Source organism: Paralysiella testudinis (assembly GCF_016894345.1).
In the GTDB taxonomy this organism is placed as follows: domain Bacteria; phylum Pseudomonadota; class Gammaproteobacteria; order Burkholderiales; family Neisseriaceae; genus Paralysiella; species Paralysiella testudinis.
The window spans coordinates 518,833-542,489 of sequence record NZ_CP069798.1 but is presented as its reverse complement, the minus strand read 5'-3'; the positions used below and the strand labels follow the sequence as shown (position 1 = coordinate 542,489).

Sequence of the window (23,657 nt, the reverse complement as noted above, 5' to 3'; positions counted from 1 at the left end):
TTGGCGGCGGGCGCTAGTCGCTTCGCTCCGGACCGCCCTTATTTCCGCCAAAACCACGTTCCGTTCGGCTGCGCCAAGGGGCGGCTGCACGGATTTTTCGTTTCAAGTAGCCTGAACAAAATAGTTTGTAAATGACTGCGCTTTATACGAGTGCATAAGGCTGCCTGAAAGTGACTATCTTTCAGGCAGCCTTATAAGCCCAGCGCATCGGCATGGAAGGCAAAATGGCTGTCGATAAAGCTGGCGATAAAATAATAGCTGTGGTCGTAGCCCGGGCGCAGGTTGAATTCCACCGTAAAGCCGGCGCTGCGGGCGGCGGCGACAAAGGTTTGCGGCTGCAATTGTTGCGGATAAAAGTTGTCGGCATCGCCTTGGTCTATCAAAATGGGCAGTTTGTGGTTCGCTGCGGCCACCAGCAGGGTGCTGTCGTAATCCGCCCATAAGGCCGAATCATCGCCCAAATAAGCCGCAAACGCTTTTTGCCCCCATGGCGTTTCTGTGGGGTTCACAATCGGCGCAAAGGCGGAAACGGCGGCGTAGCGGCCGGGGTTTTTCAGCGCCACCATTAAAGCGCCGTGGCCGCCCATGCTGTGGCCGAAAATGCTGCGTTGTTGGGTTACCGGGAAATGGGCCTCCACCAGCGCAGGCAGCTCGTGCGCCACATAGTCGTACATGCGGTAGTTGGCGGCCCACGGATTTTGGGTGGCATTCACATAAAAACCGGCGCCCTGCCCCAAATCATAGGCTTCGTCGTTGGGTACATCGGCACCGCGCGGGCTGGTGTCGGGCATCACCAGCGCCACGCCCCATTCGGCTGCCAGCCGCTGTGCGCCGGCTTTGGTGCTGAAGTTTTCATCGTTGCAGGTAAGGCCGGAGAGCCAATACAGCACCGGCACGGCATGGCCTTGCAGTGCGCGTGGCGGCAGATACACGGCAAAAGTCATCTCAGTGCCGGTGCTGCGGCTGTGGTGGCTATGGCGCTCGTGATGGCCGCCAAACACGGTGTTGCGTGAAACCAGGGTGAGTTCGCTCATACTCGCATTCCGTTATAAAGATTAAAAATCCACACCGGTGTTGCCCAGCAAGGATGTCGAATCCAGCAATACCCGCTGGTTGGCGCCATCGCGCAAGCCCAGCCAAGCCTTGTAATTCAGGAACGCTTCGGTTAGGCAAGCCAGGGTTTCCGCCGCGGCGGCTTTATCCAGATTGCCCGCATGGCGGGTGTCGCCGCCGGTGCCCATCAGCAATACGTGCGCATCCGCTTGAAACTGATGTGCCAGCCCTAGGCTACTGACCAAATGCCAGTGATACACCAAATCGCTGCCTTCGTGTTCCAAGTGCAGCACGGTGCTGATAATCCCGGCTTGGCCTTTATGGCTGAAATAATAGTCTTCTCGCTCGGGCATGCCGCCCAAAGCCGGGGCTTTGCGCAGGAAAATCAAATAACTTTCGCGCTCGCGGTCGATGGTCCACGGGGTGAATTCGTTGGGCAGCCATTTGCCGATTTGCCAGCGTTCGATATCCGCCGCAGCGGGGATTTCGGTACGGAAAGCCATAGCAGTCTCCTTATTAATATTAACGAGGGTAATGACACGCTGTTTATTATAGCGCCAATGCCATTGGATTGGGTTTAATGTAAAACAAGCCAACGCTACACAAAGCCCACCATACAAACAAGGCTGCCTGAAAGCTTCTGTAAAGCTTTCAGGCAGCCTTGTTTAAACCGGCGCAGGTTTAGCTTTGCAATTCAGCGCGCAGTTTTTGGGTTACGTTCATCATGGCCTGCAATTGGGCGATGGTTTCCGGCCAGCCGCGGGTTTTGAGGCCGCAGTCGGGGTTGACCCACAAACGCGCCACCGGCACCACTTCAATTGCTTTGCGCAGCAGATGCTCAATTTCGGCTTCGCTGGGCACGCGCGGGCTGTGGATATCGTACACGCCGGGGCCAATGTCGTTGGGGTATTTGAAGTCGCCAAAAGCGGTGAGCAGCTCCATATCCGAACGCGAGGTTTCGATGGTGATTACGTCGGCATCCATAGAGGCGATGGCGGGCAGAATGTCGTTAAACTCGGAGTAGCACATATGGGTGTGAATCTGGGTGCTGTCTTCGGCATCGGTAGACGACAAGCGGAACGATTCGCACGCCCAAGCCAGGTATTCGTCCCATTGCGCTTTTTTCAGCGGCATGGCTTCGCGGATGGCCGGTTCGTCGATTTGAATCACTTTGATGCCGGCTTTTTCCAAGTCCAGCACTTCGTCGTTCAGCGCCAGCGCGATTTGTTTGCACACTTGGCTCAGCGGAATGTCGTCGCGCACAAACGACCATTTGAACATGGTTACCGGGCCGGTGAGCATGCCTTTCATCGGGCGCTGGGTCAGGCTTTGTGCGTAGGTAGACCAGAATACAGTCATGGCGTTGGGGCGGGAAACATCACCGAAAATAATCGGCGGTTTCACGCAGCGGCTGCCGTAGCTTTGCACCCAGCCGAATTGGCTGAAGCAGTAGCCGGCCAATTGCTCGCCAAAGTATTCCACCATGTCGTTGCGCTCGGCTTCGCCGTGTACCGGCACGTCGATTTGCAGCTTTTCCTGCTCTTCCACGCAGTAGGCGATTTCTTTTTTCATTGCTGCTTCGTAATCGGCGGCGCTCAAGTCGCCTTTTTTGAAGGCGGCGCGGGCTTGGCGGATTTCGCTGGTTTGCGGGAAGGAGCCGATGGTGGTGGTGGGCAACAGCGGCAGTTTCATCCACGCTTGCTGTGCTTCAATGCGCTGGGCAAACGGCGATTTGCGTGCGTCGGCACCAGGGCGCAGGTTGGCTACGCGCTCTTGTACGGCTTGGTTGTGGATTTTCTTGTTGGTGGCGCGGTCGGCCGCGGCGGCATCGGAAGCGGCCAAGGCGTCTTTAACTGCGTCTTTGCCATGTTCCAGCGCTTGTTTTACCACGCCCAGTTCCACCAGTTTTTGTGCCGCAAATGCCATCCACGATTTGATTTCGCCATCCAGCTTTTCTTCTACGGCCAAGTCTTGCGGGCTGTGCAGCAAGGAGCAGCTCGGGGCAATCCACAAATTGTTGCCCAGCTTGGCGCTCAGCGGTGCCAAGGTGTCGATAACTTGGCTTAAGTTGGCACGCCATACGTTGCGCCCGTCAATCAGGCCTACCGACAATACTTTGTTTTGCGGCCATGCTTGGGCAAATACGGCCAGCTGCTCGGGGGCGCGTACGCCGTCGATGTGCAGGCCGTGTACCGGCAGGTTTTTCAGCAAGTCTACATGCTCGGCCACGCCGGCAAAGTAGGTGCCCAAAATAATGCGGGTGCCGGTGATGGCCAGCTCTTTGTAAGTGGGCGCAAAGGCATCAAGCCAGGCTTGGTCGGCATCCACGGCCAAAATCGGCTCGTCGATTTGAATCCAATCCACGCCTTCGTTGGCCAATTCGCGCAGCAGTTTTTGGTATTCAGGCAGCAGTTTGGGCAGCAAGTCCAAGCGGTTAAAGCCGTCGGCTTTTTCTTTGCCCAGCCACAACAAGGTGATGGGGCCTACCAGGGTGGGCTTGATGTCGTGGCCGAGGGCGCGGGCTTCTTTGATTTGGGCAATCAGGTTTTTGCTATTAGCTTTAAAGCCGGTTTGCGGGTGCCATTCGGGTACGATGTAGTGGTAGTTGGTGTCGAACCACTTGGTCATTTCCATGGCAAACTGGGTGGCATTGCCACGCGCCAATTGAAAGTATTCGGGTAGGGTGAGTGTGGCGGCATCAAAACCGAAACGCGCCGGAATGCAACCCAGTGCCACTTGTATGTCGAGCACGTGGTCGTAAAACGAAAAATCGCCCACCGGCAGCAAATCGGCACCGGCGGCTTGTTGGGTGGCCCAGTTGCTGCGGCGGATGTCGGCGGCCACTTGTTGCAGTTCGGCTTCGCTGGTGTTGCCTTTCCAAAAGGCCTCTACGGCAAATTTCAGCTCGCGCTTGGCGCCGATGCGCGGGTAGCCGGACAGGTGAAACGTGTGCATAAACTGCTCCTTTATCAATGTTTTGTTGGCGGTTTTATTTGAAAATAAACTTAAGGCCAGTGTGCGGCAGTTGTGCAGTGCACGCAAGCGATAAATTTTGCTGGTTTGTATGAATTATTTTAATATAATGCCGGTGTAAGCGCGATACAGGCTGCCTGAACGCTTTTCAGGCAGCCGCTACGCCCCACCATGCTTTGCTTGCGGCTTGCCCTGATTTTGCCGTGGTTGTTGCGGTGTGGGGTATATGAATGATTTGTCTAATTGATAGCAGTAAAAAGCATAAGTAATACTTCATAAAGTTAATCTAAATATTTCGAAGTAGTAAATGGAGTGAGCCTAATGAGTTCAAATCATTATAAACCCGTTTTTTTGAGGGTAATTTTAGCCTGTTGTTTTATTATTTTTATAGCTACTTTAGGGTTTTATATATACTGGTTTGGCTTTAAAAATCAACTATTAATTAGCAATAACCCTGAGCACTGGAGCATGTTTGGTGATTATATGGGCGGGGTTATCAATCCTATATTTGGCTTTGCATCCTTAATCGCATTACTGGTAACTATTCGGCTTCAGGCACAAGAACTAGCAGCAACACGTGAAGAACTCAAAAGAAGTGCTAAAGCACAAGAAAATTCAGAAAAAGCCTTGGTAGAACAATCCGAAATTTTTAGCCAACAACAGTTTGAGACTACTTTCTTTGCATTGCTTGATCAAATTAATAAATTTTCGACTGATTTATCCATGGTGTTCGAAAGGCAAGTTCCACAATTAGGCCTTAGCTTAGGTGTTAAGACCCATAATCTTCTGGAATGGATTTTCACGAAACAATTCAGGCTCTAGATTATAGCAATCTTCCAAAGCCTGCCAAGGCGTTTTGTACTTCAACGACCGTAAGGGGCGTTGATGGTTGTAATACAGCAAAAATACCATCAAGTGCCGTTTAAGTTCGTCAGGATGCTCATAGTGGAAGCGTTTGACCGTTACCTCTTTCAGCATCTTGTTGGTAATCTCCACCTGCCCGTTCGTCCATGGATGACGGAATTTCGTGGTACGGTGCTCAATGCCCAAATGCCGGCAAAGCTCGTCAAACGGATGCTCCTTATCAGGCCGTTGTGCTTGGCTCAGCAAGTTGTAGGTAAACTGCGCACCGTTGTCCGTTAGGATATGGGTGATTTTAAACACACAATCTTGTTGTAGGTTGCGCAGAAAAGAAACGGCGGTTTTCTGCGTCATACGCGGATGAAGTTCTGCATAAACATATTTGGTTTTGCGGTCGATGGCGACAAACAGGTACAGCTTGCCGGTTTCACAACGCACCTCGGTGATGTCGATATGGACAAAGCCAACCGGATATTGTTTGAATGTTTTTTACCTTTTTGGCCATCGGATTCATTCTTGGGTAAGCGCGACAATCCGTGATGTTGCAAGCACCGGTGCAGATTGGAGCGGCTCAGCTTTGGAATATTGGGCTTGAAGATGATATACAGCTCGTCCAATGACAGCCGCAGATGTCGCCGGACGGTACAGATTGCCTGCTGCTCCAATTCGGTCAACACGCTGGGGCGGGTTTTGGGGCCGGACTTTTTATCTTCGACCGAATCTGCGTGTTTCCAGTAGAGAACGGTTTTGAAATTAATATTGTATTTTTTAGCTAACGCTGCGATGCTCTCTTCAGACTCTTGTATTTCTTTTCTGATTCTAGGCGTAGTCTTGGCGTTACCATGCAATATGCTTGCCATAAGTCGGTCTCTTTTAATTGGGGTAATGATACTCCATAAAATTCAGGGACTAAACACTTAGGCATGCCCGATAGAAGAAAAATATTGTATAGTACCAAGCTTGAATTTTGTTTTAAAAAAATTAAAAATATAATACCTTTAGAATGGCCAAGATTAAAATCTTTGAAATTATCAATTGTTTTGAATATTCAAAAAGAAATAGATAAAGAAGAAGATATTACAAAATTATTTATTTTAATATTTCAAATGTTAAAATTTATCTACATCACTCACTCTGCAAAAAATAATACCTCTGATTGCACTACGATATGCATAGATAGAGTTCCATGTACTTTAAAGGAAAAACAATATAGCAATATTTTAAGAGCCTGTTTAAGCTCTTCAATCTTACAATTATTAGCAATTAATTGTTATCGACCTAAAACCGAATCGTTTGCATTTTTTCAAAAATTAATTGAACGTTATGCACTTTTGGAACATATGCCGCTATTTTTTATAGATAAAAACCATTCTAGGTCATATGTTGATATAGGCGATTATGATTCTTTTTTGATTTTTCTAACTACATGTTATAAGCCTAGCGCATTCGATAAAAACGAATACCTTAAAGCATATTTAAGACATAAAAATTTAGAAGAAATAATAAGTAACAGTCTATAAATATTATCCTTATAGCTTATTTTGGAAATCGGTATTTTAAAATGGACTCCATTATCGAACTGCGCCACCTCAAAACCCTGCTGGCTTTGCAGGAAACCGGCAGTGTTTCGCTGGCGGCCAAGCGGGTGTTTCTCACCCAATCGGCCTTGTCGCACCAAATCCGCGCGTTGGAGCAGCATTACGACACGCCCTTGTTTGAGCGCAAATCCAATCCCATCCGCTTTACCCCTGCCGGTGAGCGGCTGCTGCAATTGGCACGCGAGTTGGCGCCGCTGTTGGCCACTGCCCAACGCGATATGGCGCAGATTATCGAAGGCGAGGCGGGCGAATTGCGCGTGGCGGTGGAATGCCACACCTGTTTTGACTGGCTGATGCCTGCCATGGACACCTTCCGCCCGCTGTGGCCGCAGGTGGAGCTGGATATTGTGTCCGGCTTTCAGGCCGATCCGGTGGGGCTGCTGCTCACCCACCGCGCCGATTTGGCGATTGTGTCGGAAGCGGCGGCGCAAAACGGCATTGTTTACCAGCCACTGTTTGCCTACGAAATGGTGGGTATTTGCGCCAAAGACCACCCGCTGGGCGATAAAGCCGTATGGCAGGCTGCCGACTTTGCCGCCGAAACCTTAATCAGCTATCCGGTGCCCGACGATATGCTCGATTTGCTGCGCAAAATCCTGCTGCCCGCCGGTATTAACCCGGCACGCCGCCACAGCGAGCTCACCGTGGCGATTATCCAGCTGGTGGCCAGCCGCCGGGGTATTGCTGCCTTGCCCTATTGGACGGTGATGCCTTATCTGGAAAAAGGCTATGTGGTAGCGCGCCAAATCGGTCATACGCCGCTGCAAAGCGAGCTGTACGCCGCCATGCGCCAAGACGATGCCGACAAGAGCTTTCTTGATAATTTCTGTCAAATCGTGCGCGAACGCAGCTTTGCCGAATTGCCGGGCCTAAGCCCGTTGGGCAAGCCTTAATCACATTGCGGTATTCACTTTTCAGGCAGCCTTTAAATTGTTTAGTCGACGTAGCAGCCGTAGGTCGGATTCTTGAATCCGACGCTTGCTCAAAGAACAAGATTGTTTTGTTTCATCTTTTTCGCCGATAAGGCCAAATGTCGGATTCAAGAATCCGACCTACGCAGGAGCGGCCAGGTCGGCGTAAGTTGGGTTAGCCAAAGGCGTAACACAACAAAACCAAATGGCTTAATAAAATCAATCCGCTTAATCCGCCACAATCTCCAAAGTAAGGGCCGTGGGCAGCACTTTGTCGGCAAAATGGGCGGCCAGCCGCTTGAGCTCGGTGCGGTTTTCGGCTTCGGTTTGCAGCACTTCGCCTTGATGAATCAGCAATTGCTGTTGCGCTTGCAAGGCTTGCCAAGCGAAATCGACCCATTGCGCCGGTTTTTTCTTGCCTTCGCTGTAGGCCAGCAAAAACAGTTGGTTGATGCGGTCGTAGGTGATGGCACCGCCGCTTAAGGGGCTCACCAGATAAGGTACGTCGCCGCTCACCCGGCTCAGTTGCAGCAAATAGCGGTTGAGTGCCCGGCAGCGTGGGCGTGCCGCTGCAACGGTTTCCTCATCCTGCACCAACACCACATCGCCTTTGGCGTGTAACACGGCCAGTATTTCAAACAGCTGGCCACGGCTGAGTGTGGTGGCTTCGGCAGCGGCAGCCAAGTCGGCAAAGGGATGCACTTGGCCGTCGGCTAGCGCCGTCAACACGGGTTGGTACATTTCGGGTAGCAAGGTAATGGCGCGGTGGCTGTTGATGTTCAGGGCGATGTCGTTGGCCGGGGTCATCAGTAAGAAGCGCAGTTGCTGCCAGCTTTGTTCGGCCTGCACACTGCTGATTTTGCGCGCGCCCTTTACCCAATAGTCTTTGCGGAACTGCTTGTTGAGCAAATAATCTTTGGCGGTTTGCGCAAATGAGGCATCGGTGATTTGCGCCAAAAACGCTTGCTGCTCTTGGTCAAACAGCGCGGGAGCGAAGTCGTCCAGATAATTTGCCGAGCAGGCGTAGCTGAGTTTGGCCGCTTCCAGCCAGTCTTGCATTTCGGCAAAATACATCGGGTGCCAGTCGCGGTTGAAGTATTCGTGTGCCAGATAATGCGGGTTTTGCTCGCCGATTTGGGTGATGCGCTGCGGGATAGAGGGCACTTGCTGGCAGTAATGGTGGCTCAAACCCAGCAGTTCGCGGGTAAAGCCCACGGAGTCGGTAACGCGCTGCACCATGCCTTGCCCCGGTGCGCTCATCACATGGGCGTGTTCGGCCAGCAAATGGCGAATCGGCGCGGCGGCGGCCCAGCCGGGCAAGGTGTTGTAGCTGATGTAGAGCACACCGCCCACCTTGAGCTTGCGGCGGATAAAGTCCACCAGAATATGGCGGTTTTCGTGCGATACCCACGACCAGATGCCGTGCAGGCCGATAAAATCGAAGTCGGGCAAGTCGGTGCGGGCGCAAAATTCGTTAAAAGCCTGATCAACCACGTGGGCGCCGTTGCCGGATACAGCGGCCATTTCTTGGGCAAAGCCCACGTGAGCGGGGTTGAAATCGGTGCCCCACCAATTTGCGCTGCCCGCGGCGGCATGGGCATTGAGTGACACGCCCTGGCCAAATCCCAGCTCGCAAGCGGCGGCCATTTTCGGCACCGCCAGCCCGGCCATTAAAAACGGCAGTGCCACACGGTTGGGGTTTAGCTCGGTGTAATAGCCATAAGTATAGTTGATGTCGCTAACGTAGCCGTCTGACCATGCGGACATGGGATTCTCCTGTTGTGAATCATCAAAACACCAAGGCTGCCTGAACGGTGCCGCTGTTCAGGCAGCCTGAGATGAAGGCGAAGCATGCCGGGATTAACGTGTGCCGCGTGCGGCAGCCCAAGCCGCATCCAAACGGCTTCCCGCGGCCTGCAAGCTGCTGTCGGCCTGTTGTCGCTCGGCATCGGCTTGGTTTAATTCGGCTTGCAGCCGCGTCACTTCTGCCTGCGCCCGCTCCTGTCGTGCTTGTGCCTCTTGTAGACGGCTTTGCAAGGTGGTGGTGCGGGTTTGGCTGTCGGTTTGGCCTTTTAGGGCAGCCTGATAGGCTTTTTGGGCGCTGAGTAATTCCACATCGGCGGGGTTTTCCGCCCAAACAGAGGCCGACAAACAAGCGGCCAGTGCGGCGATCAGATATTTGTTCATGGGGTTTTCCTTTGCCAAATGGGTGAAGATAGCTGTACCTAACATAGTGAAATGATTTCGGCGCCCGGATAAGATTACAGCTTTTGCCCGCACACCAGCTCATACTGTTTTTCGGTGGCACTGCCGCGCGCCACCGCCATCGGGCGTAAATCGGTGCTGCTGTAGCGGTATTGGCCGAGGTTTTTGCCGCCGGTGTCCAGTAGCTGCAAGGCGCTGAGGCGGTAGGTTTTGCGGGCGCAGTCTATTTCCCAATCGCTTACCGCCACTTTATAGGCCGGGGTGTTGCTGTAGTGCTCGTGCGCCATATCGATCACGGTTTTTTTGTCGCGGAAGGTGGCCAGATTGCCTTGGCGGCGGATGCTGTCTTTGTCGATGGCGTGGCGCACATTGCCGCTGCCGGACAGCCCCACTTCCTGCCAGTTGCCGCTAACGCTAGGGCCGCTGCCGGTGGCGCAGGCGGCCAAAACCAGTGCGCTGCCAATCCATAAGCCCAGGCGGGCGCATTTATGCGGGTGGTGCATGATTATCATCCTTAAGTTATCAACTTGAAGTTACGCATTCTTATAAAGCAACAGCCATTTACAAACTATTTTGTTTAGGCTGCCTGAAACACATAAATGGATTGCCGAATCCGGTTCTGCAATAACAGGTTTACGCTTCAGGCAGCCTTAGCCAAGCAATACGGCAAACTGGGTTACAATACGCGCTGGGTTTAACAACGGCAGTCAGGTTTTCAGTGGTGAGCGCACGGCAGATTCTACACGATGTTTTCGGTTATCCCGAATTTCGCGGGCAGCAAGCCGCCGTGGTCGACACCTTGGCCGCCGGGCAAAGCCTGTTGGCGCTGATGCCCACCGGCGCGGGCAAGTCGCTATGTTACCAAATCCCGGCGCTGATGCGCGAGGGCGTGGCCATTGTGGTGTCGCCCTTGATTGCCTTGATGAACGACCAAGTGGCTGCACTCACCGCCGCCGGGGTGGCCGCCGCCGCCGTGCACAGCGGCACCAGTGCCGAAGCGGTGCACCAAATCAGTGCCGATATTGATTCAGGCAGCCTCAAGCTTTTGTATGTGGCACCGGAGCGGCTGGTGTCGGAGCGCTTTTTGCGCTTTCTCGACCGCATCCGCATCAGCCTGTTTGCCATCGACGAAGCGCATTGCGTGAGCCAATGGGGGCACGACTTCCGCCCCGAATACCAACAGCTGGGCTTGCTGGCCGAGCGCTACCCCGCCGTGCCGCGCATTGCGCTCACCGCCACCGCCGACGACGCCACCCGCGCCGATATCATCCATTACCTGCACTTAGCCGATGCGCCGGTGTTTGTGGCCAGCTTCGACCGTCCCAATATCGATTACCAAGTGATCGAAAAAAACAACGGCAAAAAACAGCTATTGCAGTTTATCCAAAAGCAAATGCCCGGCCAAAGCGGCATTGTCTACTGCCTGTCGCGCAAGCGCGTGGAAGACATTGCCGCATTTTTGTGCGAAAACGGCCTGGATGCCATTGCCTACCATGCCGGCTTGAGCATGGACACGCGCAACGAAAACCAGCGCCGCTTCACCCGCGACGACGGCGTGATTGTGGTGGCCACCGTGGCCTTCGGCATGGGCATCGACAAGCCGGATGTGCGCTTTGTGGCGCATCTGGATATGCCGCAAAGCGTGGAGCATTTTTATCAGGAAAGCGGGCGTGCCGGGCGCGACGGTCTGCCTGCGGTGAGCTGGCTGTGCTACGGGCTGAACGACTGGGTGTTGCTGCGCGAACGCATCCAACAAGGCGAGCGCGACGAAGCACAAAAACAAATCGACCTGCAAAAGCTCGACAGCATGCTGGCCATTTGCGAAACCGCCGCCTGCCGCCGCGTATTGCTGCTCAACCATTTCGGCGAAAGCAGCCAGCCTTGCGGCCATTGCGACAATTGCCGCCACCCGCCCACCCGCTTTGACGGCACCGAGCTGGCGCAAAAACTGCTTTCCTGTGCCTACCGCGTGGGTCAAACCTTTGCCACCGGCCATGTGATCGATGTGCTGCGCGGCAAAGAAAGCGATTGGGTAGCGCGCTTCAAACACCAGCAATTATCCACCTTCGGCATCGGCAGCACACTATCCGACAAAGAATGGCGCAGTGTGGCACGCCAGTGCATCGCCTCGGGCTACCTGAACATCGAATTGTCGCCCCGCCAGGCCTTGCAGCTCACCGATGCCGCCCGCGCGGTGCTCAAAGGCGAAACCACCGTGTGGCTGCGGCCATTGAAACGCGAAAAAACCAGCACCACCGCCCTGAAAGACAGCTGGCTGCGCACCGAACGCGAGGAGCGCCTGTGGCAAGCCTTGCGCACCTGGCGCAAACAGCGCGCGGCCGAAGACAACGTGCCCGCCTACGTGGTCTTCCCCGACCGCACCTTGCAAAACATCGTACAAAACCCGCCGCAACAACACGCCGATTTGGCCGAGATTTACGGCATGGGCGAGGCCAAAATCGATAAATTCGGCGCCGATGTGTTGCGGATTTGTGCCGAAATTACGCAAGTGGATTAAATGGAAGCTGGCCGAGTGGTTAATCTGTTTTCAGGCAGCCTTAAGAACAAGCCCGCAACACAACAAACAAAGCCACGGCACTTTAATAAAATGCCGTGGCTTTGTTTGGTTGCGCCTACTCAGTGGGTGAGCAATTGTTTCAAAAACTGCTTGGCGCGGTCGTGTTGCGGATTGAGGAAGAATGCTTCCGGCTCGGCTTCTTCCACAATCTGGCCTTGATCCACAAACACCACCCGGTCGGCCACTTCGCGGGCAAAGCCCATTTCGTGGGTCACCACCATCATGGTCATGCCGCTGAGCGCCAAGTCTTTCATCACTTTCAGCACTTCGCCAATCATTTCCGGATCCAGCGCCGAGGTAGGCTCATCAAACAGCATCACGCGCGGGTTCATGGCCAAGCCGCGGGCAATGGCCACGCGTTGCTGTTGGCCGCCGGAGAGCTGCTGCGGAAAGGCATCGCGCTTGTGCGCCAGCCCCACACGCTCCAGCAGCTCCATGGCTTTTTTCTCAGCTTGTTCGCGGCTTTGTTTTTTCACTTTCATCGGCGAGAGAATGATGTTTTCCACCACGCTCAAATGCGGATACAGATTGAAATGCTGGAACACAAAGCCCACTTCGGCACGCACTTTGTTTAGGTCGGCTTTCGAATCGGCCACATTAACGCCGTCTACCCAGATTTCGCCTTCTTGAATGGTTTCCAATTGGTTTACGGTGCGAATCAGCGTGGATTTGCCGCTGCCCGAAGGCCCGCACACCACCACCACTTCGCCTTGTTTAACCTCCAGATTAACGCCGTTGATGACATGCAGGTCTTTAAACCACTTATGCACGTTTTTGAATTGAATCATCTGTTGTGTTCCTTATTCAGTATTCGGTGTGGGTGTGCCGCAGGAAAGGTGTGAACAGGCTCTGGGCGCGGCGTGTTTAAGCGGCATTGTGCAATAAAAGATTGCTGAGCGCCACATACAATTGCGGCTCGATGTGTTCGGGTCGGTGTTGCGGGTCGATGCCTACTGCCAGCAAGTCGGCATCGGTGGCGATGTCTTTCAGATTATTGCGGATGGTTTTGCGCCGTTGGGCAAACGCCTGTTTCACCAAGCGGGCAAAATGGGTAAAATCGTGTGCCGTGCCGATGCGCCCGGCTTGCGGAATCATGCGCACCACCGCTGAATCCACTTTGGGTGCAGGATCGAAGGCTTCGGGCGGCACGTCAATCAAACATTCCATATCGAAAAAATACTGCAACATCACGCTTAGGCGGCCATAGTCGTTGCTTTTGGGAGCCGCCACCATGCGTTCAACCACTTCTTTTTGCAGCATAAAGTGCATATCGATAATGTCGCTCACCACTTCGCTGAAGCGGAACAGCAAGGGCGTGGAGATGTTATAGGGCAGATTGCCGACAATTTTTTTCTTGCCCGGCACCGAGGCAAAGTCAAATTGCAACACATCGCCTTGGTGAATCACCAGCTTGTTGGCAAACGGCAATTTTTGCAGCCGAGCCACAATATCGCGGTCGATTTCCACCACATGCAGCACATCCAGCTTGGCGGCCAAAGGTGCGGTGATGGCCGCCAAACCGGGGCCGATTTCAATCACCGTATCGCCCGGCTGCGGGCGCACGGCGTTGACAATATCTTGAATAATGCGCGTGTCTTGTAAAAAATTCTGCCCAAAGCGTTTGCGGGCGCGGTGTTCTTTCATCGGATTTTCCCTCGTTTATTGGCGGCATTATAAAGCAGTTGGTGCCTTCAGGCTGCCTGAAAGGCAGTCTGAAAAAAATCAATCCATCTCAGGCTGCCTGAAGGGATGTTGCAGTGCAGATGGCGTTTTTAGAGTAAAACCCTTAACCTCCGTATCGCCATACCTTAAATCCCGCATCAGGAGAAAAGCATGAAATACGCAGCACCCAATACCGAAGGCAGCATCGTGCAGTTCAAAGCGCAATACGAAAACTACATCGGCGGCCAATGGGTGCCGCCGGTGGGCGGCGAATATTTTGACGACATTTGCCCCATCACCGGCAAGGCTTTTGCCAAAGTGCCGCGCTCGCAAGCGGCCGATGTGGAAAAAGCGCTCGACGCCGCCCACGCCGCCAAAGCCGCTTGGGGCAAAACCAGCGTAGCCGAGCGCAGCGGCATTTTGCTGAAAATTGCCGACCGCATTGAGCAAAATCTGGAGCGCATCGCCGTGGCCGAAACCTGGGAAAACGGCAAACCCGTGCGCGAAACCTTGGCTGCCGACATCCCGCTGGCGGTGGATCATTTCCGCTATTTTGCCGGGGTGATTCGTGCGCAAGAAGGCGGTATTTCCGAAATCGACGACAACACCGTGGCCTACCACTTCCACGAGCCGCTGGGCGTGGTGGGGCAAATCATCCCGTGGAATTTTCCCTTGCTGATGGCCACATGGAAGCTGGCACCGGCGCTGGCGGCGGGCAACTGCATCGTGCTCAAGCCAGCCGAGCAAACCCCGGTATCAATTTTGTATTTGCTGGAAATTATCGGCGATTTGCTGCCGCCGGGCGTGCTCAATGTGGTGAACGGCTTTGGGGTGGAGTGCGGCAAGCCCTTGGCACAAAGCTCGCGCATCAGCAAAGTGGCCTTTACCGGCGAAACCGGCACCGGCCGCCTGATTATGAGCTATGCCACCGAAAACATTATTCCGGTAACTTTGGAATTGGGCGGCAAAAGCCCGAGCATTTTCTTTGCCGACGTGATGGACGATGACGACGACTTTCTCGACAAATGCCTGGAAGGCTTTGCCATGTTTGCGCTCAACCAAGGCGAAGTGTGCACTTGCCCCTCGCGCGTGTTGATTGAAGAATCGATTTACGAAAAATTCATTGCCAAAGCCGTGGCGCGGGTGAAAGCGATTAAAGTGGGCGACCCGCTCGACACCGACACCATGGTGGGCGCGCAAGCCAGCCAAGAGCAGTTCGACAAAATCACCGGCTACCTGAAGCTGGGGCAGGAAGAGGGCGCCGAAGTGCTCACCGGCGGCGGCGTGCGCCACGAAGGCGGCGATTTGGCCGGCGGCTTTTACATTGAGCCCACCGTGTTCAAGGGCAACAACCAGATGCGCATTTTCCAAGAAGAAATCTTCGGCCCGGTGGTGGCGGTAACCACCTTCAAAACCGCCGAAGAAGCATTGGCCATTGCCAACGACACCATCTTCGGCCTTGGCGCCGCCGTGTGGAGCCGCGACATGAACACCTGCTACCGCATGGGTCGCGGTATTCAGGCCGGGCGCGTGTGGACCAACTGCTACCACCTCTATCCCGCCCACGCGGCATTCGGCGGCTACAAAAAATCCGGCATCGGCCGCGAAAACCACAAAATGATGCTGGCACACTACCAGCAAACCAAGTGTATGCTGGTGAGCTACTCGCCCAGCAAACTCGGCTTCTTCTAAACCTGCCACCGCTATATTGGCCAAACACCTCCGCTATGGAGGTGTTTTTTTAGGTTTGATATTGCTTAAGCACTTGAAGATGCGTACACAAAGAAAAATACGGACCGTGACAAATTATTTTTCAGGTAGCCTGAAACCACTGTCACAACCGTTACCTTGCTACGGACAAGGCTATTTGGGCAGATACGGCAGCGGGTTAACCGCCTTGCCACCGATGCGGATTTCAAAATGCAGCTTCACGCGGTTGGTGCCGGTGTCACCCATGGTGGCAATGGTGTCGCCCGCTTTCACGGTTTGGTCTTTGCGTATGCGCAGGCTGTCGTTGTGGGCATAGGCGGTGAGGGTGCTGCTGTTGTGGCGGATTAAAATCAGGTTGCCGTAGCCGCGCACTTCGTTGCCCGCATACAGCACCTTGCCGTCGGCGGCGGCCTTCACTGGCGTGCCGCGGCTGCCGCCGATGTCGATGCCTTTTTGGGTGGTGCCGTTGTATTGCGCCAAAATCGGCCCGCTTGCCGGCCATTGGAATTGCAGGCGGTTGGCAGGGGTGATGTCGGTAGCGGTATTGTTGATTTGGCTGGAGCGGGTATTGGGTTGGGCAGTGGCGCGTGTTGCAGTGCTGCCTGTCGGGCGCACGCGCAAAATTTGCCCCACTTCGATTTGGCTAGGGTCGCTTAGGCGGTTCCAGGCGCTTAATGTGGCCACCGATTGGCCGAAGCGCAGGCCGATGCGGTAAAGATTGTCGCCGCGCTGTACGCGGTAGTGGCCGTCGGGCACGGCAGCCGTCGGGCTGTGGCCGGGTGTGGTGCCGCCGCCGCCGGCGCAACCGCTCAAAAATAAGGCGATGGCCGCCAGTGCGCCCGCACAACGAAAAACAGCTTGTTTACTTAAATGGGCGCAACAGGTGGTGGGCATTTTCATCCGGTTTCCTTGTGGGTAGAGCCTCGCCATGGGCGGGATTGACATTGATTAAGTTGGCAGCATCCGCACGGCGCTGGTTTATGCCTGCGCTATCGTGGATGGATTGCAGCAGATTGCAGTAAACGCCAAGGGTAACAAACATCACCGACAGCAGACAAAAAACAGGGCGCTTGGTTGCGCCCTGTTTGCGTTTTTTTACATTCTGGCTGTTTTGCTGCCAGACAAAACTTATTGCACCCGTTGCCAGGTTTGGGTGCGCCCCAAGGCGGAAATACCCATAAAACCGCGCACCTGTAATGATTTGCCGCCGTTGGCCACGGTGGCTTTGGCGCTGTAAACCTTGCCCGATTTGGGGTCGGTGATTTTGCCGCCGGTGTAGGCATCGCCGTCCAGCCGCAGGCCGCGCAACACGGTTTGCCCTACCAAGGGCTTGCCTTTTTGGGCGTTGTCGCAGTCGCCGCAATTGGGGTCTACGCCGGCTTCCAATGCCACAATGCGGCCGCTGTAAATGCCGCCGGACTCGGTGATTTGGATAATGGCTTTGGGTTTTTTGGTGGCATCGTCAATGGTGCGCCATTTGCCCACAATGCCGTCGGCAAAGGCCGCACCGGTGGCCGAAACGGCCAAGAGTGCCAGCAACAGTTTTTTCATGGTTTTCTCCTTCATCAATTTATGGGTCTTGCCGTGCCCGGCGTGCGATTTTATTCACGTTTGGCAGGCGCCGAGCAAGTGCACTACAATAGAGTAAAACGGGTTGGGCGCAAAGCAGATTTTTAGAACAAAAATTCTACCAACGTGCAGTTGGCTTGGTGTGTTTGGGTGGTTTTACCTGCTTTGACGTAGGGGTTGATTGAATTTGCGTACGGCCACGCCCATTTGGCCTGCGTAATACACCAAATAAGTAAAAATATAAGGACAAAACATGCGATTTTTGGGATGGGCGCTGATTTCATTGCTATTGCTAGAGGTGTTGTCGATTGTGCTGGTGGCCGATTGGCTGGGCGGTGGCATCACTTTCTTGTTGATGGTGGCCGGCTGCGTGATAGGCTCGCTGATGATTCGCAATATCGGTTTTGCAGCAGTGATGGTGGCTGGGGCATCGGTGCGCAATGGCCAAGGCGTGTCGCTTTACCAGCTGTTGTGGCCGATTCGTTTTGTAGTGGCGGCGCTGTTGTTGATGAGCCCCGGCTTTGTTTCCGATATCGCCGCCTTGATATTGATGCTGCCATTTAAAGGGCGGCCATTGGAAACGGCGGATTTCAATACCGGCGCCCAGCGCACGCAGCGTGGGCAATATGGTGATGTAATTGAAGGCGAATACACGGTGAGCGATGCCGATCCGGTACCACCCAGCCATACCTTGCCGCAAGACAAACGCGAATAATCATTTGATTGTGCATAAAAAGGCTGCCTGAAATGCTTTCAGGCAGCCTTTTCTACATCTAATCAACTTACTCCGGCCGCATTTGCGGAAACAGCACCACATCGCGGATGGAAGGTGCATCGGTGAGCAGCATTACCAAGCGGTCGATGCCGATGCCGCAGCCGCCGGTGGGCGGCAGGCCGTATTCCATGGCGCGGATGTAGTCGGCGTCGTAGTGCATGGCTTCGTCGTCGCCGGCGTCTTTTTGAGCCACTTGCGCTTTGAAGCGGGCGGCTTGGTCTTCCGGGTCGTTTAATTCGGAATAGCCGTTGGCCAGTTCGCGCCCTACTATAAACAATTCGAAGCGCTCGGTTAAGCCCGCCTTGCTGTCGGAGGCACGTGCCAGTGGCGATACTTCCACCGGGTAATCCACGATAAAGGTGGGCTGCCACAATTGGGCTTCGGCACAGCCTTCAAACAAAGCCAGCTGCAAACTGCCGATGCCGGGCGCGGGCGGCAGTTTTTCGCCGTGTTTCACAATCGCCTGTTTCAGCCAGGCTTCGTCGTTGAGCTGGGCGCTGGTGTAGTTGGGATTGAAATGCTGGATGGCTTCTACAATGGTCATGCGCGCAAAAGGCTGGCTTAAGTCTACCGCTTTGCCGTTGTATTGCACCACGGCGCTGCCGGTGGCGGCTTCGGCGGCGCTGCGGATCAGCTGCTCGGTTAAGTCCATCATGCGGCGATAGTCGGCATAGGCTTCGTAGAATTCCATCATGGTGAATTCGGGATTGTGGCGGGTGCTCATGCCTTCGTTGCGGAAGTTGCGGTTGATTTCAAACACGCGCTCCAGCCCGCCCACCACCAGCCGTTTCAAATACAATTCCGGTGCCACGCGCAGATACAATGGCATGTCCAGCGTGTTGTGATGGGTAACAAACGGCTTGGCGGTGGCGCCGCCGGGGATGGGGTGCATCATCGGCGTTTCCACTTCCAAATAGCGCTCGGCCACCATCACGTTGCGGATGGTTTGGATAATACGGCTGCGCTGGATAAAGGTGTGGCGGGTGTCTTGATTGGTAATCAAATCCACATAGCGCTGGCGGTATTTTTGCTCTTGGTCGGCCAAGCCGTGGAATTTATTTGGCAAAGGGCGCAACGATTTGCTCAGCAGACGGATGGCCGATACGCGCACGGTCAGCTCGCCGTGGTTGGTTTTAAATAAAGTGCCTTCGGCGGCGATAATGTCGCCCATGTCCCAGTGTTTGAACGCTTCGTGCGCCGCTTCGCCTACGCCTTGATTATTGATGTAGAGCTGGATTTGCCCGCCCATATCGGCCAGAGTGGCAAAGCTGGCTTTGCCCATGGCGCGCTTGAGCATCATGCGTCCGGCTACTTTCACCGGGATGTTTTGCGGATCCAGCTCGGCCTTGTCTAAATGGCCGTATTGCGCTTGCAAATCGGCGGCAAAGGCATCTCGTTTGAAGTCGTTGGGAAAAGCCACACCCTGGCTGCGGATGTGCGCCAGCTTTTCACGGCGCAAGGCCATGATTTGGTTTTCGTCAAGTTGCGGTTCGTCTTGCGGATGTTGCTGTTGGCTCATTTTGCGTCCTTGAGGCTTGAGGGGATTCAGGCAGCCGATAGGTTGCCTGAAAAAATCAATCTATCACAGGCAGCCGATAGGTTGCCTGAAAAATCAATCTATCACAGGCAGCCTAAAAGGCTGCCTGAAGAAAATTAATCTTTTACAGGCCGCTTGATAAAGCTGCCTGAATCGGTGCTTAAATCCAAAAAATCAGTCGGTAGTTAGCCGCATATTTTAAGCCAAAACAGCGGCGGCGGCATTATTTAAGATAAATGAGAATGCAAAAAAGACCTGCTTTGGGCAGGTCTTTTTTTGGGGCATGACTCGAAATAAACAAATAATATCTTAATTTTAAATATTATTTTTTGGTTAATTTTTAAGGATACCCCCAAAAATACCCCCAATTTGTCAAAGTCACCCATTTTTTGCCGTTATGTTGCTGTGCGGCAATAACCAAGATTTTAGCCCGCGGGTAGGGTTGCCATTTTGTGCGTTGCGGTGGCGGCTGTCAAATATGCCGCTGGCGTTCCGCGTTGTCTCGCCATATCCCGATTTATCCCGCCCAATCCCGCCTGCATGGTGGGCAGAATGCCCGTATTTCCTGTCTTGGCGGCGGTTTTGGCCTATAGCAAAAAAGCGGCCATGGGGATTTCCCAAAAACCGCCTATAAAAAACCGTATATATAGGCGCAACTAGGTGGATATGGTGGATACTGTGGATACGGTCACTTAATCCATTGAATTAAATAATCCTTTTTGTATCCACGGACAAAACTTAACGTGGATACCAGTGGATACATTTTCACTACTGTAAAAAATCAGCTCTACAAGCAAATGATTTAAAATAACTTTTACAAATGTATCCACCGTATCCACTATGTATCCACTGATAAGATTTGTAGTGGATACGGCTGTAAGCCTTTCTGTATAAGCTTTTGTATAGTTAATTTTTGTATGTATCCACCGTATCCACCAAAAAACAGTTTTTCCCTATAGCGATTTTTTCTATTCAACAATCAGGGGTGATTGTTTCCTGTTTGTTGAATAGGGGTTTTGGTTTGCTGGTGTGGCGCTGGTATCTGGCAGCAATGCGTCTGCCTTCGCCGCTGTTGCGCTGTAACGGCGTTTTGATGCTTGGGTAATGGGTAGTATACCTTGGTGGGTAAATTCAATCTGGGCGCATTCTGGCGCGTTTATGGTGGCAATAAAAAAGCGGCCTGTGTGGCCGCTTGGGGTGTGGTGGTTTAATCCTGCATTTCGTCTGGCGGTAGTGCGCCAATGAGTACATAAAGCCGCCCTCTGCCTCTTAGCTGGTGTTGCCAGCGGGGTTTTTCTTCACTATCGCAGCGTTTGAGCCATGCGGCATCAAACAGCACTTGGCACACTTTGCTTTTGTCGTAGTCTTTGCAGATTTCGGCCACAAAAACAGGCGGCAGGATGTAAAACAGGTCTGCGGCGGGGGTATCGGCCAGTTTTCTGTAGCCTGCCAAGTCTGCGGGTGTGCGGTCTGCCGCGCCGCCGGGGTACTCTGCAAAGCGGCTGGAATGGGCAAATTGCTGCATAAAGCCGATGGCGTTTTCCAATATGCGGCGGTCTTCGTATTTACCGCTGCCGTTGCGTTCCAGCCATGCGTCAAAGCATTGTTTAATGGCGGGCAGGCAGATGCCTGCGGCCAAGCCTGTGATTTGATGGCGGGCGGCCAGCTCTAGGGCGGCGGCCACTAGGGCAAAGCGCATGGCCACGGTGCGGGCTTGGCCGTCCATATCGGGCAGGGTGGCCATAAAATCGGCCATGATTTGGCGGGCTTCGTTGTGGCTGGCGGGGTTGTCTAGCAGTAGCTGCACTAGGGCGCGGCCTGCGTGGCCGTGGTGTGCGGTGGCGGCTTGGGCTAGGGCTTCGCTTAGGGCGCTGCCTTTGGGGTGGCCGTGCAGGGTGTCGTAGATGCCGTGCCCTTTGCCTGCATCGGATGGCACGGACGGCAGGCGGGCGGCTTGGCCTGCGTTCCAATCGGTGCGGGCGGCCTGCAAGAAGCCGTCTAGCGGTTTCTCACCTGTAGAAAGCAGTAACACGCGCCAGCGGCTGATTTCGCGGTTGCCGCCCTCTTTGGCTCCTTGGATTTTGGAAACGCCGTTGATGACGCTGTAGGCGGTTTGCGATACATGGCGCGGGGCGGCTTGGCCGATTTCGTCCAACACCAGCAGATTATCATTGCGGGCGTTGGCGGTATTGGCAAAGCCGTGGCCGGTGCCTGTCCATGTGAGCATAAGGGCATCGGGGTTGCCCCATACGCTTAAGGCGGCACGGGCGGCGGTGCTTTTGCCGTCGCGCGAATCGCCAAACAGGTGAAAGCCGCCTGCTTCCATGCCCAAGAGTGACACCAGCGGGGCGGCCAGTGCGGTGCCGATGGCCAAGCATAGGCGGCTGTTGCCTGCCATGTGGCGGGCGATGTATTGCTGCCATTCATCAAGGCTGCCTGAAGCGTGGTAGGCGGCGGTTTGGCTTTTGTCGCCGTTGTAGATGATGCGCGGGGCTTCGGTGCGTTTGCTTTTGGGCTTGGTGCTGTTGGCTGCGTTTGGCGCTTCGGTATTGGCGGCCAGCACTTCGCCGCTGGGCAGCACATAGGCGCGGCGGCCTGCACACCAGCCCGCTTGTTCGGTAATGGTGTAGGGGGTTTGTGCGCCGTCTGTTTGCAGATAATCGGCCAATAGCTCGCGTTTGCGGCGGCTGGCCATAATGGCAATGCCCATGCCCTGCAGCTTTGCCCAATTGCTGCCGATTTCGGCCATGGGCAGCGCGGCAATGTGGCGCTGGCGGCTGATGCTGTCTTGCCATTCAATCACGCGGTAATGGCTGCCTGCAGCGTTGGTGCCGTGGCCAATCAGGCGGATGGGGTCGGATAGGCGCAGGGGCGGCTTTTCGGTGGTTTGGCCGTCTTTGTCGGTTTCCAGTGCAATGTAAAACACGCCGTGGCGGGTGCATTCAAAATAGGGCTTGAGGGTAACGGCTTCCCATTCGGGCAAGGTGTCGTTGGCGGCGCTGGTGTTGGTGGCGGCGGTGTTCATGCTTTGCCCCCTTGCTGGCGGTGGTTGAGTACGTCTAAGGCGTCTAAGCCTGCGGCGGGCGGCTGCCAGATATTGGCCGATAAACCCGCCTTAACAGCGCGCACAGCCAAGTCATGCGCGGCCTTCATGCCTGTGCCGTTGCTGTCGTTATCGGCCACGATAAACAGCTCTTTGGTTTCAGACGGCCATTGCAGCGCGGCCATGCCGTAGGCGCTTAGGGCGGCAATGGCGGGCAAGCCAAACAGCACATTGGCAGCAAGGGCGGTTTCTATGCCTTCGGCCACCATCAAGCGGCCTTGCGCATCGGGGGCGGCCAGATGCACGGCAGCGCCTTTCAGGCTGCCTGAAAAGCGGCTTTGCATTTTTTTGGCGGGCAGGGCTTCGCCTGTTTCGGGATGGGCGGCGGCCAGTTTGTGCCAGCCCTGCTCGTTTGCGGCGGCTTGTAAGTAGGTTTTATGCAAGCCCTGCAATTGGCCGTCTGGGGTGCGGATGGCGGCCAGCATGGCGGGGTAAAAATCCAGCAAAGGGGCTGTATTGGCGCTGGTGTGGTGCCAATAAAGTAAATCGGGCTGATAGAACACATCGGCACAGGATTGAAACACGGCAGGCGGCAAGCCCCTGCCTTGCAGGTAGCCAGCCACGGGGCAGGCGGGGGTAATGGGCAGGCTTACGGCCAGCAGTTTGTTAAGGTCGTTTTGGCGGTCGCGTTTGGGCTTGGCGGGGGGCGGTGTGGGCGTGGTGCGCGGGGTGTATTGGCTGCCTGAAACATCGGCCATACCCAATACAGCGGCCACTTCACGGGCGGCGGTGGCAAAGCTGAAGCCATACACCAGCATAAGTAAATCAAAGCCGCTGCCGCCATCGGGTGTGCATTGGTTGCAGATAAAGCCGCCGCTGCCCTGAAAGTCGGTGTAGCGGTAGCGGTCACGCCCGCCACAATAGGGGCAGGGGCAATGTTTGCGGGGGTTTAGGTATTCTAGGGCTATGCCTAGGGCGGCATGGATTTCAGGCCAGCGGCCAAGGGCGGCGGCTTTGAGGTCTGCCAGTGGCGGGATGCGGTTTAGGGGCGTTTTCATGGCGGTGTGCCTTTCGGTAAGGGTTTGCCCTTGCTGCCTGCTCGGTGGTCGGTCTGGCGCGTTTGTGACCGCCTTGGCGGCGGGTTTAGCCAGATGCAGGATGCAAAAAACCCGCCTTGCCGTG

20 protein-coding genes and 1 pseudogene are annotated in these 23,657 nt (G+C 54.6%); 6 read left to right on the top strand and 15 right to left on the bottom strand.

Annotated features, from left to right (window positions below; translation table 11 throughout):
* Positions 1–191: 191 nt before the first annotated feature.
* The 3 genes from fghA to metE all read right to left on the bottom strand — a co-directional run bounded on the left by fghA (position 192) and on the right by metE (position 4,008).
* Positions 192–1,034, bottom strand: a complete 843-nt coding sequence (fghA, locus tag JQU52_RS02840; RefSeq protein WP_230339653.1) for an S-formylglutathione hydrolase — start codon at positions 1,032–1,034, stop codon at positions 192–194.
* Between the two features lie 21 nt (positions 1,035–1,055).
* Positions 1,056–1,556 (bottom strand): hypothetical protein, encoded by a 501-nt coding sequence (locus tag JQU52_RS02835; protein WP_230339652.1) that lies wholly within the window; start codon positions 1,554–1,556, stop codon positions 1,056–1,058.
* A gap of 178 nt (positions 1,557–1,734) precedes the next feature.
* Positions 1,735–4,008 (bottom strand): 5-methyltetrahydropteroyltriglutamate--homocysteine S-methyltransferase, encoded by a 2,274-nt coding sequence (metE, locus tag JQU52_RS02830; protein ID WP_230339651.1) that lies wholly within the window; start codon positions 4,006–4,008, stop codon positions 1,735–1,737.
* A 339-nt stretch (positions 4,009–4,347) separates the two neighbouring features.
* Here metE and JQU52_RS02825 point away from each other — a divergent pair, with 339 nt between their 5' ends.
* Positions 4,348–4,848: a hypothetical protein gene (locus tag JQU52_RS02825; protein WP_230339650.1), complete on the top strand. Its 501-nt coding sequence runs from the start codon at positions 4,348–4,350 to the stop codon at positions 4,846–4,848.
* On the opposite strand, the gene JQU52_RS02820 is transcribed toward JQU52_RS02825, so the two are convergent.
* Positions 4,789–5,325 carry a DDE-type integrase/transposase/recombinase gene (locus JQU52_RS02820; RefSeq protein ID WP_230338747.1) on the bottom strand — a complete coding sequence of 179 codons (537 nt, stop codon included), beginning with the start codon at positions 5,323–5,325 and terminating at the stop codon, positions 4,789–4,791. The two genes, JQU52_RS02825 and JQU52_RS02820, sit on opposite strands and share 60 nt — an antisense overlap.
* The gene (locus JQU52_RS02815; protein WP_230339649.1) at positions 5,238–5,747 is read right to left on the bottom strand and encodes a hypothetical protein; all 510 of its coding nucleotides are present in this window, start codon (positions 5,745–5,747) and stop codon (positions 5,238–5,240) included. The genes JQU52_RS02820 and JQU52_RS02815 overlap by 88 nt, the downstream gene beginning before the upstream one ends.
* A gap of 63 nt (positions 5,748–5,810) precedes the next feature.
* Here JQU52_RS02815 and JQU52_RS02810 point away from each other — a divergent pair, with 63 nt between their 5' ends.
* Both JQU52_RS02810 and JQU52_RS02805 read left to right on the top strand, forming a co-directional pair.
* Positions 5,811–6,407: a putative phage abortive infection protein gene (locus JQU52_RS02810; protein ID WP_230339648.1), complete on the top strand. Its 597-nt coding sequence runs from the start codon at positions 5,811–5,813 to the stop codon at positions 6,405–6,407.
* Positions 6,408–6,448: 41 nt separating this feature from the next.
* Positions 6,449–7,378: a LysR family transcriptional regulator gene (locus JQU52_RS02805; protein ID WP_230339647.1), complete on the top strand. Its 930-nt coding sequence runs from the start codon at positions 6,449–6,451 to the stop codon at positions 7,376–7,378.
* A gap of 246 nt (positions 7,379–7,624) precedes the next feature.
* Here the strand turns inward: JQU52_RS02805 and JQU52_RS02800 are convergent, their stop codons facing one another.
* From JQU52_RS02800 to JQU52_RS02790, 3 genes are all read right to left on the bottom strand, one after another.
* Positions 7,625–9,163, bottom strand: a complete 1,539-nt coding sequence (locus tag JQU52_RS02800) for a class I SAM-dependent methyltransferase (protein WP_230339646.1) — start codon at positions 9,161–9,163, stop codon at positions 7,625–7,627.
* Between the two features lie 93 nt (positions 9,164–9,256).
* Positions 9,257–9,583 carry a hypothetical protein gene (locus tag JQU52_RS02795; RefSeq protein ID WP_230339645.1) on the bottom strand — a complete coding sequence of 109 codons (327 nt, stop codon included), beginning with the start codon at positions 9,581–9,583 and terminating at the stop codon, positions 9,257–9,259.
* A gap of 74 nt (positions 9,584–9,657) precedes the next feature.
* Entirely contained in the window at positions 9,658–10,104 is a 447-nt protein-coding gene (locus JQU52_RS02790) for a surface-adhesin E family protein (RefSeq protein ID WP_230339644.1), read from the bottom strand.
* Between the two features lie 215 nt (positions 10,105–10,319).
* Between JQU52_RS02790 and recQ the strand changes: the two are divergent.
* Positions 10,320–12,095, top strand: a pseudogene (gene recQ / locus JQU52_RS02785) (DNA helicase RecQ); the annotation flags it as partial.
* Positions 12,096–12,238: 143 nt separating this feature from the next.
* On the opposite strand, the gene JQU52_RS02780 reads toward recQ, so the two are convergent.
* Entirely contained in the window at positions 12,239–12,967 is a 729-nt protein-coding gene (locus JQU52_RS02780; RefSeq protein WP_230339643.1) for an amino acid ABC transporter ATP-binding protein, read from the bottom strand.
* A gap of 76 nt (positions 12,968–13,043) precedes the next feature.
* Positions 13,044–13,823, bottom strand: a complete 780-nt coding sequence (gene rsmA, locus JQU52_RS02775) for a 16S rRNA (adenine(1518)-N(6)/adenine(1519)-N(6))-dimethyltransferase RsmA (RefSeq protein WP_230339642.1) — start codon at positions 13,821–13,823, stop codon at positions 13,044–13,046.
* 189 nt (positions 13,824–14,012) lie between these two features.
* On the opposite strand from rsmA, the gene adh reads away from it, so the two are divergent.
* A complete protein-coding gene (gene adh, locus JQU52_RS02770) occupies positions 14,013–15,533 on the top strand; it encodes an aldehyde dehydrogenase (protein ID WP_230339641.1) in 1,521 nt (506 codons plus the stop codon).
* A gap of 171 nt (positions 15,534–15,704) precedes the next feature.
* Here the strand turns inward: adh and JQU52_RS02765 are convergent, their stop codons facing one another.
* A complete protein-coding gene (locus JQU52_RS02765) occupies positions 15,705–16,445 on the bottom strand; it encodes a peptidoglycan DD-metalloendopeptidase family protein (protein WP_379060978.1) in 741 nt (246 codons plus the stop codon).
* 234 nt (positions 16,446–16,679) lie between these two features.
* The gene (locus JQU52_RS02760) at positions 16,680–17,102 is read right to left on the bottom strand and encodes a DUF2147 domain-containing protein (protein ID WP_230339639.1); all 423 of its coding nucleotides are present in this window, start codon (positions 17,100–17,102) and stop codon (positions 16,680–16,682) included.
* Between the two features lie 271 nt (positions 17,103–17,373).
* On the opposite strand from JQU52_RS02760, the gene JQU52_RS02755 reads away from it, so the two are divergent.
* Positions 17,374–17,835 carry an FxsA family protein gene (locus JQU52_RS02755; protein ID WP_230339638.1) on the top strand — a complete coding sequence of 154 codons (462 nt, stop codon included), beginning with the start codon at positions 17,374–17,376 and terminating at the stop codon, positions 17,833–17,835.
* A 67-nt stretch (positions 17,836–17,902) separates the two neighbouring features.
* Here JQU52_RS02755 and lysS read toward each other — a convergent pair whose 3' ends face one another.
* From lysS to JQU52_RS02740, 3 genes are all read right to left on the bottom strand, one after another.
* Positions 17,903–19,414, bottom strand: coding sequence for a lysine--tRNA ligase (lysS, locus tag JQU52_RS02750; RefSeq protein WP_230339637.1), 1,512 nt, complete (start codon positions 19,412–19,414; stop codon positions 17,903–17,905).
* A gap of 1,225 nt (positions 19,415–20,639) precedes the next feature.
* Complete coding sequence (locus JQU52_RS02745) at positions 20,640–22,457, bottom strand: DUF927 domain-containing protein (RefSeq protein ID WP_230339636.1); 1,818 nt, start codon at positions 22,455–22,457, stop codon at positions 20,640–20,642.
* Positions 22,454–23,533 (bottom strand): toprim domain-containing protein, encoded by a 1,080-nt coding sequence (locus JQU52_RS02740; RefSeq protein WP_230339635.1) that lies wholly within the window; start codon positions 23,531–23,533, stop codon positions 22,454–22,456. Before JQU52_RS02740 ends, JQU52_RS02745 begins: the two co-directional genes overlap by 4 nt.
* Positions 23,534–23,657: the final 124 nt, after the last annotated feature.